A 16,653-nucleotide genomic window follows, 5' to 3' on the forward strand; every position below is an offset into this window, starting at 1 on the left:
ACTTTCAACTTTCCATTTTCAACTTTCAACTCTTTAAGCATTCGCGAATAAATGCTACCATTTCCGGAGTGTGTTCCTCTACGCTTTGCAATAGCTTGAATTGGGCTTTGGTGCGTACCAGATTATGTTCGGGATATTTGATTTTGTAGTAAGTATCTCCGTTGATGTAATCGGCAAGGAAACGTACACATTGCATATAGGGGAACAAAGCGGCTGCGTAAGGTAAATTTTCTATCTCTACCGGAGTCAGGAATGAATGTGCTCCTTCCAGATACCCTTTGGTAAATGCTTTGAAAATTTCCATGTTGAAGTTCACGCGATTCAGGTCTTTATCATCTTCATCACCGGTATTGGCTCCTGTGCGTAGAAAATCTCCATAATCGGAGAAGATAAAACTCGGCATTACTGTATCCAGGTCGATGACGCAGAGTACTTTTCCGTCTTCATCAAACATCATGTTGTTTACTTTGGTATCACAGTGGCATACACGTTTAGGAAGGGTTCCTTCACGGTACATGCGTTCTGCTTTGCACATTTCATCGGCACGCTTTTCTATTTCGTCGATATAATATTGAACCTCAGTCAATCTGCCGGCTGCATTGGCAGCTACGGCATCACGAAGCTGTTTCAATCGGAACTCCATATTGTGAAAATCGGGAATAGTTTCTCCCAATGTTTCCGGAATATCAGCTAATTTTGCCTGGAAATCACCGAAAGCCACTCCGGCATAATAAGAATATTCCGGATTAACTGTTTCATAGGTTTTTGCCCGAGGGATGAAAACCATGATGCGCCAGTAGTTTTCACCATCATACCAATATGTTTTACCTCCGTCGGCTTTTACAAAAGTCAAGACTTTACGATCGATATCTGTTTCTCCCTGTTCTTGCAGTTTTCGGCGGATATGACTGGTTACAGCTGCTATATTGTTTTGCAGCATCTCCACATTCTGGAAGATGGCATGGTTGATACGTTGGAGTACATAGTCCGGTGCGTCAGCTTCAGCAGTACTCACTTTGTATGTGTCGTTAATAAGTCCGGCACCCAGCGGTTTTATTTCGCTGATAGTGCCTTTGGTTTCGAAATGCGAAACGATGTCGAATAGATTTTTCATGATTTTTATTTTTAAAGTTGATGAATTAATTTCTTAATGGAATGAATTTATTTACGATTAGACGATGTACGATTTACGATTGGGATTACTCTGTCTCTAACATTGCTGAAACAGGCTTTTTAAAGAGTTACTTCAATCGTACATCGTACATCGTCTAATCGTAAATAAATTCATTATTTATCAGGAATCAGTGTAAACCCCCAGTTGTATTCCTGATTGGCAGGAATTATATAGCCGGGCTCCGGACGGGCTCCCCAACTATTGTATCCTGCTACTCCTTGTTGTTTCATATCTACGCATACTTCTACGAAATCACGTGGAGTAATGTCATTCACATGATGCATTCTTCTTAATACATTCCGGGCTGCTTCTTCATCGTGATTGGCAATTTCTTCCGGAGAGAAGTTATTCCATTGACGTGGATGGGGAAGGGCTTCTTCTGAGTCAAAGTCTTCAATAGAATTGCGTAAAGCGTTGAATCCGATAATGCTATCGGCTACAATCGTTAGTCCTTTGCCTCCCTTTTTGCTGAGAGACAACCAACGGGTATCCGTATGATGACCGTTCTCTTGTGGGCGAACATAATTATAGTACATCTTGTCGGCTGTAGTTTTGTAGAGCCCAATGAGAGTACCTGCGTTCCGGTCTATATAGTTTTCTTCCGGTCCACGTCCGAAATACTCAACTACATTCATTTCGGCCGGAAGACGGAAACGAACACCGATACGGGGAACATTCAACTTGGCTGCTGCCTTACGTGCAGCATCGTTGCCGGGAGTGAAAGTAGCTGTACGGGTAGCTTCGGATACTTCTGACTCTGCAACTTGCATATCGGCAGAAGTGAAACGTGCATCAACTTTGACAACCCCCGAAGGATAGATTTTATAGGTTACTATATAAAGATTACCGGCGGCCAATAGATAGTTGGCTGTTAGTACAGCGACTTTGTTATCCATAGCTATGCTTGCATCCGCTACCTTGAAGTTCTTACTTGATTGTTTCCATATCTGGAGGCGTTTAGGAGCACCATTGCCATAATCATTATCATTTGGAGCCCGCCAGAAGTTAGGTTGAATTCCAAACCCGTCTTTAAAGTATTCTGTGCCATTTATCTTATATGAAGTGACAAGCCCGGTTGCTTTATCAAAGACGAAATTAACTTTAGAAGAACTTACTATTAGATTTTCGCCTTCAGTTTCTGTTTTCAGTGCCGGACCATTTGTGGCAAATGCTTCCCGGGGCAGAGGCTCGATAGGGAGGCGGAATTGTTCGTAGGCGATGTCGTGTCCTGCGGGAATAAGAGGTTCCGGTTGGGTAGTGGTTACTACGAAGTTAACGAAATATTCCGTTCCCGGTTTGGCTTTCAGACCGCTAACTGGAATACTCAGCTCTTTGGAGGCTTGCGGTTCAATGTCTAATGATACTTTACCGCCTTTTACAATCTTTCCGTTCGCAGATATAGTATAGGATATCATGTACTTTTTCAGGTTAGTGAAGTAGAAACGATTCTTTACCAGAATTTTACCACTGTTTAAATCGATTGGTTCAAAACCTACATTTTGATGAACATATTTTACCTCTGCCATAGTAGGATGGGGAGCACGGTCAGGGTTAACAAGTCCGTTGCACAAGAAGTTACCGTCACTCGGGGCATTCACACCATAATCGCCACCATATGTCCAGTATTCCCGTCCGTTCTTATCAGTTTCTAAAATACCCTGATCTACCCAGTCCCAGATGTATCCCCCTTGTAAGTTGGGGTATTTATATATTTCTTTCCATTGATCCCATAAATTTCCGTTGGAGTTACCCATAGCGTGGGAATATTCGGAGGGAACTACCGGACGGTCACTTCCTTGTTTGCCTATCTTAGCCAGCCATTCTGCTCCCGGATATTGTGGAACATACATATCAGAGTTCCATTCCCACTGTGCACGTTCATAATTGACCGGGCGATTCATCAGCTCCTTATCTGCATTTTTCACCCACAGATACGTCTGATAGAAGTTGTAACCGTTTCCCGCCTCGTTACCCAATGACCAGAAAGTAAGTGAAGGATAGTTTTTGTTACGTTCGAACATGTTGATAGTCCGGTCCATATGGGGTTTTAGCCATTCGGGGTTATTGCCTAATGATCCTCCTTTGCGCAGGTCATAATACATACCGTGGCTTTCAATATTTGCTTCGTCATATACATAAATTCCATATTCGTCACAGAGTTCATAAAAACGGCGGCTTTGAGGATAGTGGCAAAGGCGGACTGTATTCAGATTATTCTGCTTCATCAGTTCGAAGTCACGACGCATCAATTCTTCCGTTACATAATGTCCTGTTTTGGGATTGTGCTCATGAATATTGACTCCTTTCAGTTTCAGAGGTTGCCCGTTGATATATAGCAAAGTATAGGGCTTGCCATTTCCGGCAAGTTGTTCGCTCTGCTTTATTTCTATTCGGCGGAAGCCTACATTAAAAGGAATAATTTCATTTACTTTTCCGTTCTCTTTTACGGTCATTAATAATTTGTACAGATTAGGTTGCTCTGATGTCCAGGTACGTATATCCGGCAGTGTCCGGGTAAAGTTTACAGTGCGGAATTCGCCTTCAGGTACATAGGCTGTTTTTTCTTCCGTTGCGATCACTTTTCCGTTAGCATCCAGTAGTTCGTATATTACCGATAGGTTGCTACCTTCCGGGCGATGGTTACGCAGATCAGTACTTAATGCAAAGATACCGTTCTTATATGTATCGTCCAGAGTTGATTTTATACGGAAGTCTTTGAGCGCCGCTTTGGGTTGCGAATACAGGAATACATCGCGTTCGATACCACTGATACGCCAAAAGTCCTGACATTCCAAATAAGAACCGGTACTCCAGCGGAATATTTTCAGAGTAAGTACATTCTTGCCCGGATGCACGTAGTTGTTGATTAGAAACTCTGCCGGGTTTTTGGAATCTTCGCTATATCCTACTTCCTTTCCGTTGATGTAAACATAGACTCCGGATTTTGCTCCGGCTATGTGCAGGTAGATATCCCGTCCGTTCCAATCGGCAGGGATTTCGATATCCCGGCGATAAACACCCACCGGGTTGGCCTCCGGTAACAATGGAGGTTGCGGGTTACGTGCTTTGAACTCATATCCGTGATTGGTATAGATAGCTACACCATGTCCCTGTACTTCCCAGTTACCGGGCACTTGTATATCATTCCACGAAGTGGTACTTGTTTCCGGTGAGGTGATGTTGGCTGGTAAATCTTTATAGGAATCTACAAAAAAGAACTTCCATGTACCATTGAGCAATTGGTAGTAGCGACTGTTTTCGAATTTACCGGTAAGTGCATCCGCGCGATTGTCATAAGTCATAAATGATGAGCGAGGATATTCCTTGTTCACAGATACTACTTGTACATCTTGCCAGTACGGTTTGTCAGGGTTAATTTCCGTTGCTTGCAAGTTGGAAGATAGCATGCTACAGATACCAAAAAGAATACCCGCAAGGGGGTAGTACAGTTTCTTTTTCATGTTTTCCATGTATTTCTTTTGAAACAATATAAATAATGAATATGCTTACAAATATAGGAAGTTACAAATCTATACACGGTCTTTTCTCTGCTCTTTTAAGACAAAATAACGGGAATTTGAGAAAATGGGGGGCTTTATTTTGCAAATTCTATTTTTCTTCTAAGCTGTAATACACTATATATAATAACTGCCCCCAAAAGTAAGACAAAAAACTTTTGGGAGCAGTTATATTTGAGACACCGTTTTATATATTTGATATACCTATTGATGGACTAAGAATTTATAAATACACTGACTGTTGTATTTCTCTCCTGGGTACAGTGTAGCAGAAGGCCATTCTGGTTTATTGGGTGTATCCGGATATTTTTGTGTTTCGAGGCAGATAGAAGCACGCTTGTTATAGATAATGCCATTTTTACCAGTCAGTGTACCATCAAGGAAATTGCCGGCATATACTTGAATACCTGGTTCATTGGTGTAGACTTCGAGTATGATACCGGTTTTTGGAGATTCCAATGTAGTGCATTTATGATTAAGATTTCCTTGGGTATTTAATACCCAGTTGTGGTCATAACCATTACCGTTTTTTAGTTGCTCGAATTCAAAGTTATTGATACGGTTACCTATGGGAGTAGGAGAACGGAAATCCATAGGAGTACCCTCGACACTTGCAACCTCACCGGTAGTCATAAAAGTACTATCTACGGGAGTATAATAGTCGGCGTCAATGGTCAACAACATATTCGCATTGGTAACAGCATCTCCGTCCAGATTGAAATAAGAATGATTCGTAAAATTAACAAGAGTGGGCTTGTCTGTTTCAGCCTCGTAGTGGATATCAATGGCGTTATCGTTTGTTAACTTCATCCGGATTTTACACTTCAGATTACCAGGAAAGTTTTCTTCTCCATCTTTAGAAAGATAGGTAAGTTCCAGTTCTTGGGAGTTAACTTGTCTAGCATCGAATACCCTGTATTGGAAGCCTTCCGGGCCACCATGTAGGCAGTGACCGTAATTGTTTTGAGGTAGTTGGTATGTTTTTCCGTCAAGTGTAAAACGACCTTGATTAATTCTATTGGCATATCGGCCGATACTGGCTCCAAAGTCTGTGGGATATTTAATATAATCTTGAATATTGTCGAATCCTAAAACGACATCTCGTAAGATACTGTTTCTATCCGGAACCATTACAGAAACTATACGTCCACCATAGTTAGTGACGCAAACCTCCATGTTGTTTGGGTTCTTTAAAATGAACAGATCGGTCTTTTTTCCGTCTATTTCGGTCTGAAACTTTGCCTTATCCAATCCGGACTCACTATACATTTTTTTTTGTTTCGAACTGCATGCTATGAGGGAAACAACCGTGGAAAGCAAAATAACTTTTTTGATTTTTATGAATGTAAACATTGAAAAATATTTATGAGTTGATTTACAAATGTATTAATTATACTGAATGCAATAAACATCTATTTCAGCTTGTATTCCTTAAAGTCTTTACGTCGCTCTTTATTATATGTATTCCATGTTTTTGGAAAATATAGTACATCACTTGTATTTGCCCATTCGAAATAAGCTTTTTCCATTGACTTGACTTTTTGGGGATATTTTGTGACCAAATTCTTTTGTTCTGTGCGGTCCTTTTTGATATTGTACAATTCCCATTCGTCACCATTACAATTGGCAGATACCAGTTTCCAATCTCCCTTACGGACCATTCGGTTACCTTCGTGTTCTGCGTAAATATAACGTTCGGGCATTTGCTTTCCTTTCATTATTGGAAGAATAGATATGCCTGACATGGGTATAATTTTTCTCCCTTTATACGTTTCTGGATAGGATGTCTCTGCCAGTTCAATACAGGTGGCCATTATATCTGAGAATTGTGCAGGTTGATGGTCAATGGTTCCTTTGTTTTTTATATTTTTCCCCCAACGTATAATGCAAGGAGTAGAAATACCTCCTTCATGAGCATAGTGCTTATACAACGTTAATGGTGTACAACAGACATTTGCCCATCCGGTACCATAATGATGATAAGTACCCGGAAGCCCCATCATATCTAATTCATCACCTACATGAGTATGATATTCTATCCCTGTCTTTTTATCAAAACCAAATTCGTGCCATTCTGCACAAGCACCATTATCAGAAATGAAAATGATAAATGTATTATCAAGTTCACCATTTTTATGTAATGTATCCAGTATTCGTCCGATGTTACGGTCCATAATATCCACCATGGCAGCATAAATCGCCATTCGTCGTGCCAGATCTTTCTGTTGGTCTTTATTCAAACAATCCCATGCCGGGAGTTTGTAATTTGATTCATCTTGGAAAAGGCTTTCGGGTACTACACCTCGAGGACTTAGCTTTGGTTTCCCCTGCATCAGCCCCATGTTACAAATTTTCGTCCAACGTTGATCACGAATTCTATCCCATCCCTGCATATAAGTTTCCATGTATTTATCTGTCACTTCTTTTGGTGCATGCAATGGAAAGTGAGGAGCATTGTAAGCTAAATACAAAAACAAAGGCTGTTTTTGCTGGTTAGCTTGATTTATAAAATCAACGGCATAATCAGTTATGACATTTGTAGCATAAAATTCCCCTTCCTTATAGATACGTGGCACGCGGTCTTCCGGTAAACGAGTATACACTTCCGGATTCCAACAAGAATTAAAGCCTCCCAATAGTCCGTAATATTCTTGAAAACCACGTTGGACAGGATTCGATTTATTTCCCAAATGCCATTTTCCTGCCATTGCAGTAAAGTAACCGGCATCTTTCAGAACCTCAGCAATAGTCACATTATCTGAATCAGAACGAAAACCCGAATATCCACGAGGCCAGGTAGAACGATTTCCTTCCATATACCCCAACCCCGTCTGATGAGGATATAGGCCGGTCAATAAATTGGCACGTGACGGACAACTACGTGCACTATTATACATCTGGGTCATGCGAAGTCCCTCTTTCGCCATTCCGTCCAAAACAGGAGTCTGAATTTCTCCACCAAAACACCCCAAGTCTGAGAAGCCTAAATCGTCTGCCAATATGACGATAATGTTAGGTCTCTCTTGTGCAAAAGTAAACTGCCCAAGAATCAGAACTCCTGTCAATGATAAAAAATGTTTTTTCATACTGAATAGTAATATTCTATTTACATTTTTCTTTCAGCCATTGTAACCGTGCCGCTTCCTGTTCCGGATAAGTCCAGTGACCGGTTTTCAGATAAAGATGTAATTCCTTTGTTCCCGGAATGACATTATAAGCAGCATACATAGATGTTGGAGGACAAGTTACATCATTGTATCCCCAGCTGTACCACCCTTGTACATTTACACGACGGGCAAAATTAACTACATCGAAATAGGCCAATGTCTCTACCTCATTCGGACCCGGTGGTACATTTCGGAAATAATGAGGCCAACCACCTGCCCGTCCGTTCAAATAACCGGCATAATCACAAAGGGCTGGATATAATGCAGCCAAAAACTTGATACGAGGATCCAGACCGGCCGTAACAATAGAAAGAGCTCCACCTTGGCTACCACCAGTCACACCAATAGTAGAACCGTTAAATTCAGGTAAAGAATAAATAAAATCTACTGCTTTCACGCAACCGAGATATACCCGCTTGTAATAATATGCATTACGGTCATTTTTATTGAATCCCGGATATCCATTCAAAGCTCCGGACGACAAATTACCATATACTTCCTGAGGCATATCCATAGGGATACCATGAATACCGATTTCCAACGTGATAATATTATCTCCCAAATTTAGACCTCTGTAAGGGCGGATGCCGGCTCCCGGAACTTGAAGAATAGCTGGATAACTTCCTTTTTTCTTTGGAACAATTAGAATTCCATACATACGGGATCCCAGGCGGTCGTTCTGAAAACTAATATGATATACATTTTGAGTCGAAGTACATTTTTCCGGTAACAATATCATTTTAGGGTCAAGAGGAACTTTACGTGCCTCTTCAATAGACTGATTCCAGAAACTATCGAAATCTTTTGGATTGGAGGTAAACGGTAAAATCCGTTCTTCGTCAACTGCCACCGTAGCCATTCCTTCATAATTATGACCATCCACTTTTGCAATCACTTTACAACGCAGAAATCCGGGTTCTTTCAGTGATGCTTTTAAAGTGGTTTTACCTTTTTTTAAAAGCACGTTGGACTTCTTCTCGATCGGAAAGTATTCCGGTCCTATTTCATAATCTACCGTCACGTCTTTTAACAAGTTCTCATCTTTGAAAACCTGAATAGTGAAAGTAACCTCCTCTTTCGACTTATATTTCCAGTCAATACGGTCCGGAGATACTACTACATTAACCAATTTCTGAGCAGGTTGAGCTTTTAGCCCCCAACTACCTCCCCACAGTAATGTCATGAGGAAGCAGAATGAAAATACAACTTTTTTCATATTGAAAATCTATTAATTTATGATTACTTAATTCTATCTGTTAATTTGTTTCTGTTATGATCAGGAATAAACCTATCTTCTTCATATTTCATTGGTATTAATCCGGGACGGCAGGTAACATCAAACTCAGAAGCCTGTGCTCCTCTCGGATTAAAAAACATAGTTGCCCACCAATTACCGTCCTTATCTAAAAACAGATTGTTATGGCCGCCTCCCGTTATCGCATTATAACGTCTGCCGTACGGGCCGTATACATTGTCAGAAGTGGCTATCACACAATCATAGCTATAACGCGTATGGCTATCAGTGACTCCCTTTTTCTCTACATAAGTGTCACCTTCTGAAGTACGATGTGACCAGATAGCCTGTACCAGGTGATATTTTCCTGCGTGTTTAAAAATAAAAGCTCCTTCAATATATGGCTCCGGAAAATATTTGGTTTCCTTTATTTCTTTAAGCTCTTCTGCAAAACCGCTCATATCAGATTTCATTTTAGCGATGTAATGATTATGTCCGACAAAATAGACTATTCCGTCTGTATCTTCAAACAAACTACCGTCTATTTGATTAAATAGAGGCCTGTTTTTATTCCCTTCTATATTTTCGTAAGGCCCTTCCGGCTTATCCGTCATGCTTTTTAAAATAAAAGACCCTTTTCCGCTAGCCGACTGATTCAGACAAGCAACAATAAACCACTTTTTTGCACTCTTTATATAATGTAGTTCAGGTGCCCAAACTGCACGGAAGTAGTTATCAAGCGGATCCCCGTTAATCGACCTCTTCGGATATTTTTCATCTGTTTTATATATTTTCGGTTCCTTCTGCCATGTTCCATCTCGCTCTAATGACCATATCAATCCGCGTGGCTCCCATGTTTTCATATCTTTAGAGCGCCAGAGGTATAAGCCGTCATTCCAGTCCCAACAATGTAATTGCCCTGGAAAACTTCGATTTGGGGCAGTAGTAGTACCTGTCATATAGTAGTAACCATCAGGCCCTAAAGTTACCCATGTATCTCTCATCCAATAATCAAATTCCGGTTTTACAAAAGATGGAATGTCAGTTTTGGGATCTCGTGTATTTGTTGTTCCATATTCTTGAGCGAAAGACGAAAAAGCCATCACTAATAAGCATACAGATAAAATAGATGTTTTTATAGAGTTTTTCATATACTGTGTTATCATCCTTTCGATTGTAAAGCGGTGGTCCTCCCAGACAATGAGAACAATTACAAAATACGAAAGTCAAAGTTTGATTTAATTTTAATTTCGGGGTTAATAATGAATGAAGTAGAAATTACTTCACCCAATACTCCTACGGTTGTAATGACTGAAACTTCTTTCACCCCTTCGACATATTTTCCTGTATACGGATTAATGATATGTTTACGCTCTTTTGAGTCGTTACCCGAAGTCGTTAGAAATTCATTATAAAGATAACAATCTTCTTTGTCTTTAACAAAATGAGAAGAAATACCTTTTATTTTCCATCCTTTCCCATACGGATGGTTTCCCTTTGCTAAAATAGAACTATTACCTATATTAATAAGGATATCCTCAAATTTATTTTGCATAAGAATAGCGTTCACCCTGTCAAGTGCATACCCTTTTAAATAGCCTGACAAATCGATTTGTACATTCGGATTGGAAAAGAAAACAGTTTGATCTGTAACATTAAGTAAAATGTCATTAATTCCATTCCGATAATTATTTTTAGAGTGGATTGTAACATCAAATACACCGTCAGTTTTTCTATTGTATTCAACACATTCCGATAAAATAGAAAATAATTCGGTAGTTATTTTTATTTCTGTATTACTGGCCAAACGGTTAATGAGACTTATTTCGCTTTCAGGATTAAAACGGTTCCCGAGTTTTTCTATCCGTTCTATTTCATTGAAGATATCTTTGGTGACAGACAATGAAGCCACTTCGGATTGATTACATAGTATAAGATCTATGCGCGTATGCATTGCTTCAAACCATGCATAGAAAATTGTTTTACATGTATCAATTTGTTTATATATATGTCGGACAGGCATAAAATGTATTCCATAGAATAAAGGACAATAAATAAAGATAGTTAGCAGTTGAGGCTGTCCGGAACAATCTTTATTCACTGTCCCTTGTTGAAAAATTAATCAAGCTCTTTTATTTTAATATTCCGGAACCAAACTTCATCTCCATGATCTTGCAAGAGAATATGTCCTGTCTCGGCATTTCCAAAATTAGGCCAAATGTGATATTTACTATAAGCAACCAGTGCATTCCACATTTGATTGTTACGTTCGTATTCCACTATTTTCACACCGTTCAACCAATGTTCTACATGGTTATTCTTCACTATAACAGTAGCATTATTAAAAAGACCATCACGATAAGGTTTATCGGATTTAGCAGGTATCAAGTCATATAAACTTCCTAATTTTCTGTTCCCATTTACTCCTAATTTTGCATCTGGATGCCTTTCGTCATCAAGAATCTGAAACTCGCATCCGATAGAAGAGCCTTCACCTTTGTTCAATTCTGTATCAACAAAATATTTTACTCCGCTATTGGCTCCTTTTGTTATTTTAAAGTCAACACTTAAGATGAAATTTCTATATTTTCGAATGGTAACTATATCACCGCCATTGGTAGATTCACCACCATCTGATTTTAGAACTTTTAAAATGCCATCTTCAATGATCCAACCTTTATCGGGGAATGTTGTAGATTTGGCTCCGCGCCAGCCATTGGTAGTTTTACCATCCCATAACAATTTCCAACCGTCTTTCTGTTCCTGTCGCGATAGGGTATTAGGTGCACTGTTTTTCTGTATACTCTGTGAAAAAACAGGAGTCATTAACGTTGTTATTAAAAACAACAAAGCAATCTTTTTCATTTTATTCTAATATTATTAATGTTAATTATTTTTTTTACCAAGATGTACATAATCAGCAAGATGCTCCGTAGTAAATACAAAACAACTGCCAACAAAAATACGTAACCTATTTGAGTTACTATCTCTTTAATAGAAGTAGTGTAAGCAACAATAGCATAGATATTTACCAGATTGGCCAAAAGAAAACAGATCCCAAAAGTACGTATCTCTGCTTTTTTTCTTTCAACTGTTATAATCGTATCTTTCATAAGGCGTTTCTTTTATGATTCAAATAATCAATTTTATATGCATCAGGAAAGACAATAGTCTTCTCGGTTTCAATTGCTTCATGTCCAAGTAAACACAAGGCTGTAGCGTAATAACCTTCTTCCGCAATATATTGGGGTTGTCGGTTCGTAATAACTGCCTCAACAAAAGAGTCCATCATTAAGGATGTTCCATCACCCTTGGGGCGTTCTCCTAAAATATATTCACCTGCATTACTATTTGCCGTTTCCGGTGCCCAACTTGTTCCTGCAAAAGGTAAAGAATCAAATATTCGATTTTCAACATCATTGATTAACTGTAGAAAACCGGAAGCCGGTTCTACTGTTTCAAAATAATATTTACCTTTTTCTAGTTCCATTGTTCCTAGATTTCCTAAAATCTGTTCTTCCAGACCATAAAATTTATTGGAGATAATCGATTCGAAATTCAATTTTACACCATTATCGAAAATATAAATACAGGAAACATTATCATAAGTTTCGCGTCCATCTTTCCAATATGTGATAGCACCATGACCCATGACTTTATTGGGTATATTATGCATTGCCCAAGTACCGATTTGTACTTGATGACAGGCCAACTCAGTCATTAGGCCTTTGGAATATTCTTTGTATAACCGCCAGTTGATATGCCTTTCCAGATCGGGTGAAGGAACGGGACGACGCCAGTCATTGTTGCGAAACCAATATGTTCGAAAACCTTCCAATTCACCGAATTTACCTGCATGGATCATTTCCATTGCCTGTATGTAGCGAGGATCAAAAAGGCGTTGCTGGCCGGCAAAAAAGACCTTACCGGTAGTTCGGTGTTTTTCGTACATCCGAAAAGAATCTTCTATTGTCATGGCTAATGCCTTTTCACAGTAAACATGTTTACCGGCATCAAAAGAATCCATTGCTATCCGAAAATGAGTATTCAAAGGAGTTGCTATAATAACCGCTTCTATCTCTTTGTTTTCCAGTAGTCTACGATAGTCATCATAAATCGTTGACATTGGATAAATCTTAAGAGCTTCATCAATTGAAGGTTGGTAAATATCACATATACCGATCACATTCGCTTTTGTATTATTTTTAAGAAAACTCATTAAAAAACGTCCGCGTGAACCAGCTCCGATAACTCCTAAGTTTGCAACAAATTTTTCAGTATGTTCTGCATCGGAAAATACCGAAAGCCAAGGACTCGATGCTAATAAAACACTTCCTCCGGCTATTCCTATATTCTTTAAAAAGTCCCGTCTATTCATAGGTATTCTTTACAATTTATAGAACTCTTCCCAATCTTTGCGAGGTGGTGTTCCGACTAATAACTGATTAGCAATGGGGTTGTTCGTAAATTGTTTCGAATTTCGGTCAAATAACAATTTACTATTTAATCGTTGTGCAATTACCCCTAAACAGAATACTTGGCTGAGCGGACCGGCAATGTGAAACGGAGAACGTGTTTGTTCCTGTCCCTTACACGCCAGTAGAAAATTCTCATAGTGGTTAGAAGGACTTTGAGGCACTTCAGGAAGTTTTAAAGCAATATCATTGGCATTCTCTTCAGGGATGATACTCAATGTACTTCCATGACTTCCTCCCTTAAAGGTCAGTTCTTTACCATATATTATTTTTCCTGGATTGAGTTGTGAGGGTGTAATTTGTCCACTGGTAGGAGGTGGAATATTCGGGTCTAATTCATTATTTCCATATCCTGCAGGTAAAGGTGGTAAATTATCGATTCCATCATACCATGTGACATCACAGGCTGGCATATTACCGCGCTCTGGAAAACGGAATAAAATAGTGGAAGAATAAGGGAAGAAAAATTTATTATGTCCGTTTGCATAAAGCATATTGATTTCAGTGGGAAGTCCCAAATCAAGGAATTCATGTGCTGTATCGAGTATATGCGCTCCCCAGTCACCAAGTGCTCCCATACCAAAATCATACCAGCAACGCCATTGCCCATTGATATAATCATGATTATAGTCATGCCAAAACTCAGTACCTAACCAACCGTCCCAATCCAATGTTTTTGGAATCGGTTCACCAGAGGGCATACTTGTAATCTTTGAATCAAAACCATGCCAACGACGCGGATTATTCATATGTGCGGTAATCGCGGTTATGTCTTTTATTATGCCGGCTTCTTTCCAAGCTTTGAATTGGAAATAATTTGCTTCTGAGTGCCCTTGATTACCCATTTGTGTAACAACACCATATTTTGCAGCTCCGCGTATCATCAGTTCAACTTCATTGAATGTATGAGCCATTGGTTTTTCTACATAAACATGCTTGCCTAAAGACATAGCAAGCATAGTGGCAGGGAAATGGCTATGATCGGGTGTACCAATACAAACTGCATCAATCTGTTTCTCCATTTTGTCGAACATAACACGAAAATCCTGGTACTGAGCCGCATCTGGAAATTTGTTGATTATTTCCTGTGTGTGTGCTGCACCCATATCTGTATCACAAAGTGCAACAATGTTACAATGCCCGGTTTTATACAATTCTTTAATTATATCTTTCCCGCGGTTACCAATTCCAATACATGCAAGATTTACTTTTTCATTGGCTGGAATTTTGCGGGGCTTGGTTCCTCCTGTACAGGAAGTCAGCCCAAACTTTGTGAGTAATAAGCTTCCTGCCAGAATGGAAGTGCTTTTAAGAAAATTACGTCTATCCATGTGCGTTTTTAATTATGTAGTTAATAGTTTCTTTAAAATCAAGGACAAGAGATAAATAAAGATATCCACTTGGATTAAAATTCATACTTTTGGGAAGATATATCATCTGGATTTGCTCCGTAAAAATAGAGAGCTCCATAACTCCAGTTGGCAACAGTAATTCCCGGAAAATTAGGACGATCCATTGTCAGAAGTACGTACCGATAGGGATATCCTTCGGGAAGAGGCACAACACTTGCCCAAATACGGCCTGCAGGCTTTGGCCAGTGTGGCTGTAGATTAAGTTTTAGTTCACCAAGTTCCTCAAGACCCGGATAGCGGTGTATTCTTAGGTTACCAAGGCCCCCCATCAGTGCATAATACTTATTACCGATCCTTTGGATAGATGTTCCTGTGGAATTTGTTTTTATAGGAGGTGCAACGATTTTAAACTTACCATTCCACTGATCGGATTCGAATGTTCGTGAGGTAATGGTTCCATGTACGAATGTTGATGTCAGTAATCTCCATTTTTTTACTTCACTATCATAAAAAATGCAAGGATCTTCATTGTGTCCATCTATAAAAGAGGAATCAATCAATGCAGCTTTCATAACCGAATATCCTTTTCTCGGGTCTTTAGAAGAAAAAGCTGTTATGAGTCCGGGTTTTGTCCGTCCTTCTTTATGGGCACTTCCTCCAAAATCACAAACATATGCTCTCCACTCTTTCGCATTCCGGTCATAAAACAGATGGGAAGCATAATCGTTTCTTAGTAATCCGTCGCCGTGATCAAAAACGATCATACCTTCGAATCGCGGATCGAAAACAGAAGGATCGAGACTTAAAACTCCTTGTACGGATTGTGGGGTATCGATGCCTCTGCAACTAAATGTAAACCAGAGTCTCCCGTTTTCAAGATACGGACTCAAATCTTCATTGGAAATAAGACGGATATCAGCTTGCCCCATCCCTGAAGATAGGAAAGAGCGTGCTCCGTTTAAAATCACTTTTCCTTGTAGATTAGATGTTAAGTTGAATGTACATTTCTCTGCTGTTTTAATATGCCTAAAGTCAAGAATATCTCCGAAATGTTCTTTTACAGGAATATGTCCAATATACTGAGTTTTGTTATTCTGAGTTATAAATATACCGAGAGTATGTCCGTAAAGTTGAACTCTCAAAATAAAGGCTCCTTTTGGTAAGGTATCACCATATTTCGTTTCTCTTTTCAATTTATTTCCTTCGTATACCCGAAAGAAAATCTCATTTCCCCGAGCTGATAATTTAGAAATTACCTGTACTTTATCACGTAATCCCATTCGGGCAAATTCGATACCAATCTCTGTTGGAGTAACACCTATAGTGTAAGAGTTAACATCCATCTCATAAGTCGCATAAGGATTTACTCCTCCTATATAAATACTTATAGGTTGATTGCCGGTGTTTGTATCAAGAATCAACTTACCACTGTCGATGAGACTCGTAAAATCTTTAGCAACTTTGGGCTCATTATCTTCGGATACTGTAAAAGCAGGATGCATTGATTCAAATGCGACAATTTCTGATGGTACAAATTCATTTAGAGTCAGATTGTTCGAAAATATAAACCGGCGTACCGCCAAACGTTGAAAGGATAAATCCAACGGATTTACATCAGGTCGGACAAAGAGTGTGTCGCTGGCCGACAAAGGTATAAAACCGTAGAATGAAATTAAAAATAAAAAGAAATAGAATAATCGTTTCATATGTAAATTAATTATTAACTTGTCAAT

At 39.3% G+C, this 16,653-nt stretch carries 11 protein-coding genes and 1 pseudogene; all 12 read right to left on the reverse strand.

Annotated features, from left to right (window positions below; translation table 11 throughout):
• Positions 1-25: 25 nt before the first annotated feature.
• The 12 genes and pseudogenes from HCG69_RS06140 to HCG69_RS06195 all read right to left on the reverse strand — a co-directional run bounded on the left by HCG69_RS06140 (position 26) and on the right by HCG69_RS06195 (position 16,626).
• The gene (locus tag HCG69_RS06140; RefSeq protein ID WP_195349138.1) at positions 26-1,114 is read right to left on the reverse strand and encodes a phosphotransferase enzyme family protein; all 1,089 of its coding nucleotides are present in this window, start codon (positions 1,112-1,114) and stop codon (positions 26-28) included.
• A gap of 173 nt (positions 1,115-1,287) precedes the next feature.
• A complete protein-coding gene (locus HCG69_RS06145) occupies positions 1,288-4,581 on the reverse strand; it encodes a glycoside hydrolase family 2 TIM barrel-domain containing protein (RefSeq protein ID WP_370634124.1) in 3,294 nt (1,097 codons plus the stop codon).
• Between the two features lie 315 nt (positions 4,582-4,896).
• Positions 4,897-5,961 (reverse strand): aldose epimerase family protein, encoded by a 1,065-nt coding sequence (locus HCG69_RS06150; protein ID WP_370634123.1) that lies wholly within the window; start codon positions 5,959-5,961, stop codon positions 4,897-4,899.
• Positions 5,962-6,104: 143 nt separating this feature from the next.
• Positions 6,105-7,778 (reverse strand): arylsulfatase, encoded by a 1,674-nt coding sequence (locus HCG69_RS06155; RefSeq protein ID WP_221649318.1) that lies wholly within the window; start codon positions 7,776-7,778, stop codon positions 6,105-6,107.
• 16 nt (positions 7,779-7,794) lie between these two features.
• Complete coding sequence (locus tag HCG69_RS06160) at positions 7,795-9,075, reverse strand: acetylxylan esterase (protein WP_221649319.1); 1,281 nt, start codon at positions 9,073-9,075, stop codon at positions 7,795-7,797.
• A gap of 23 nt (positions 9,076-9,098) precedes the next feature.
• Positions 9,099-10,196 carry a family 43 glycosylhydrolase gene (locus HCG69_RS06165; RefSeq protein ID WP_370634125.1) on the reverse strand — a complete coding sequence of 366 codons (1,098 nt, stop codon included), beginning with the start codon at positions 10,194-10,196 and terminating at the stop codon, positions 9,099-9,101.
• Between the two features lie 107 nt (positions 10,197-10,303).
• Positions 10,304-11,047: an FAD:protein FMN transferase gene (locus HCG69_RS06170; protein ID WP_221649321.1), complete on the reverse strand. Its 744-nt coding sequence runs from the start codon at positions 11,045-11,047 to the stop codon at positions 10,304-10,306.
• Between the two features lie 164 nt (positions 11,048-11,211).
• Positions 11,212-11,880, reverse strand: a pseudogene (locus tag HCG69_RS06175) (DUF1080 domain-containing protein); the annotation flags it as partial.
• 74 nt (positions 11,881-11,954) lie between these two features.
• Positions 11,955-12,206, reverse strand: coding sequence for a hypothetical protein (locus HCG69_RS06180; RefSeq protein ID WP_221649323.1), 252 nt, complete (start codon positions 12,204-12,206; stop codon positions 11,955-11,957).
• Positions 12,203-13,471, reverse strand: a complete 1,269-nt coding sequence (locus HCG69_RS06185; RefSeq protein WP_221649324.1) for a Gfo/Idh/MocA family protein — start codon at positions 13,469-13,471, stop codon at positions 12,203-12,205. The genes HCG69_RS06180 and HCG69_RS06185 overlap by 4 nt, the downstream gene beginning before the upstream one ends.
• Positions 13,472-13,480: 9 nt before the next feature.
• The gene (locus HCG69_RS06190) at positions 13,481-14,899 is read right to left on the reverse strand and encodes a Gfo/Idh/MocA family oxidoreductase (RefSeq protein WP_221649325.1); all 1,419 of its coding nucleotides are present in this window, start codon (positions 14,897-14,899) and stop codon (positions 13,481-13,483) included.
• A 74-nt stretch (positions 14,900-14,973) separates the two neighbouring features.
• Positions 14,974-16,626: a hypothetical protein gene (locus HCG69_RS06195; protein ID WP_221649326.1), complete on the reverse strand. Its 1,653-nt coding sequence runs from the start codon at positions 16,624-16,626 to the stop codon at positions 14,974-14,976.
• Positions 16,627-16,653 lie beyond the last annotated feature (27 nt).

This window comes from Bacteroides sp. K03 (assembly GCF_019734355.1).
Classification (GTDB): Bacteria; Bacteroidota; Bacteroidia; order Bacteroidales; family Bacteroidaceae; genus Bacteroides; species Bacteroides nordii.

Bases quoted from the DNA above. Each gene is read 5' to 3' on its own strand.
- HCG69_RS06140 (WP_195349138.1), bottom strand. From the start codon at position 1,114: ATGAAAAATCTATTCGACATCGTTTCGCATTTCGAAACCAAAGGCACT.
- HCG69_RS06145 (WP_370634124.1), bottom strand. From the start codon at position 4,581: ATGCTATCTTCCAACTTGCAAGCAACGGAAATTAACCCTGACAAACCG.
- HCG69_RS06150 (WP_370634123.1), bottom strand. From the start codon at position 5,961: ATGTATAGTGAGTCCGGATTGGATAAGGCAAAGTTTCAGACCGAAATA.
- HCG69_RS06155 (WP_221649318.1), bottom strand. From the start codon at position 7,778: ATGAAAAAACATTTTTTATCATTGACAGGAGTTCTGATTCTTGGGCAG.
- HCG69_RS06160 (WP_221649319.1), bottom strand. From the start codon at position 9,075: ATGAAAAAAGTTGTATTTTCATTCTGCTTCCTCATGACATTACTGTGG.
- HCG69_RS06165 (WP_370634125.1), bottom strand. From the start codon at position 10,196: ATGGCTTTTTCGTCTTTCGCTCAAGAATATGGAACAACAAATACACGA.
- HCG69_RS06170 (WP_221649321.1), bottom strand. From the start codon at position 11,047: ATGCATACGCGCATAGATCTTATACTATGTAATCAATCCGAAGTGGCT.
- HCG69_RS06180 (WP_221649323.1), bottom strand. From the start codon at position 12,206: ATGAAAGATACGATTATAACAGTTGAAAGAAAAAAAGCAGAGATACGT.
- HCG69_RS06185 (WP_221649324.1), bottom strand. From the start codon at position 13,471: ATGAATAGACGGGACTTTTTAAAGAATATAGGAATAGCCGGAGGAAGT.
- HCG69_RS06190 (WP_221649325.1), bottom strand. From the start codon at position 14,899: ATGGATAGACGTAATTTTCTTAAAAGCACTTCCATTCTGGCAGGAAGC.
- HCG69_RS06195 (WP_221649326.1), bottom strand. From the start codon at position 16,626: ATGAAACGATTATTCTATTTCTTTTTATTTTTAATTTCATTCTACGGT.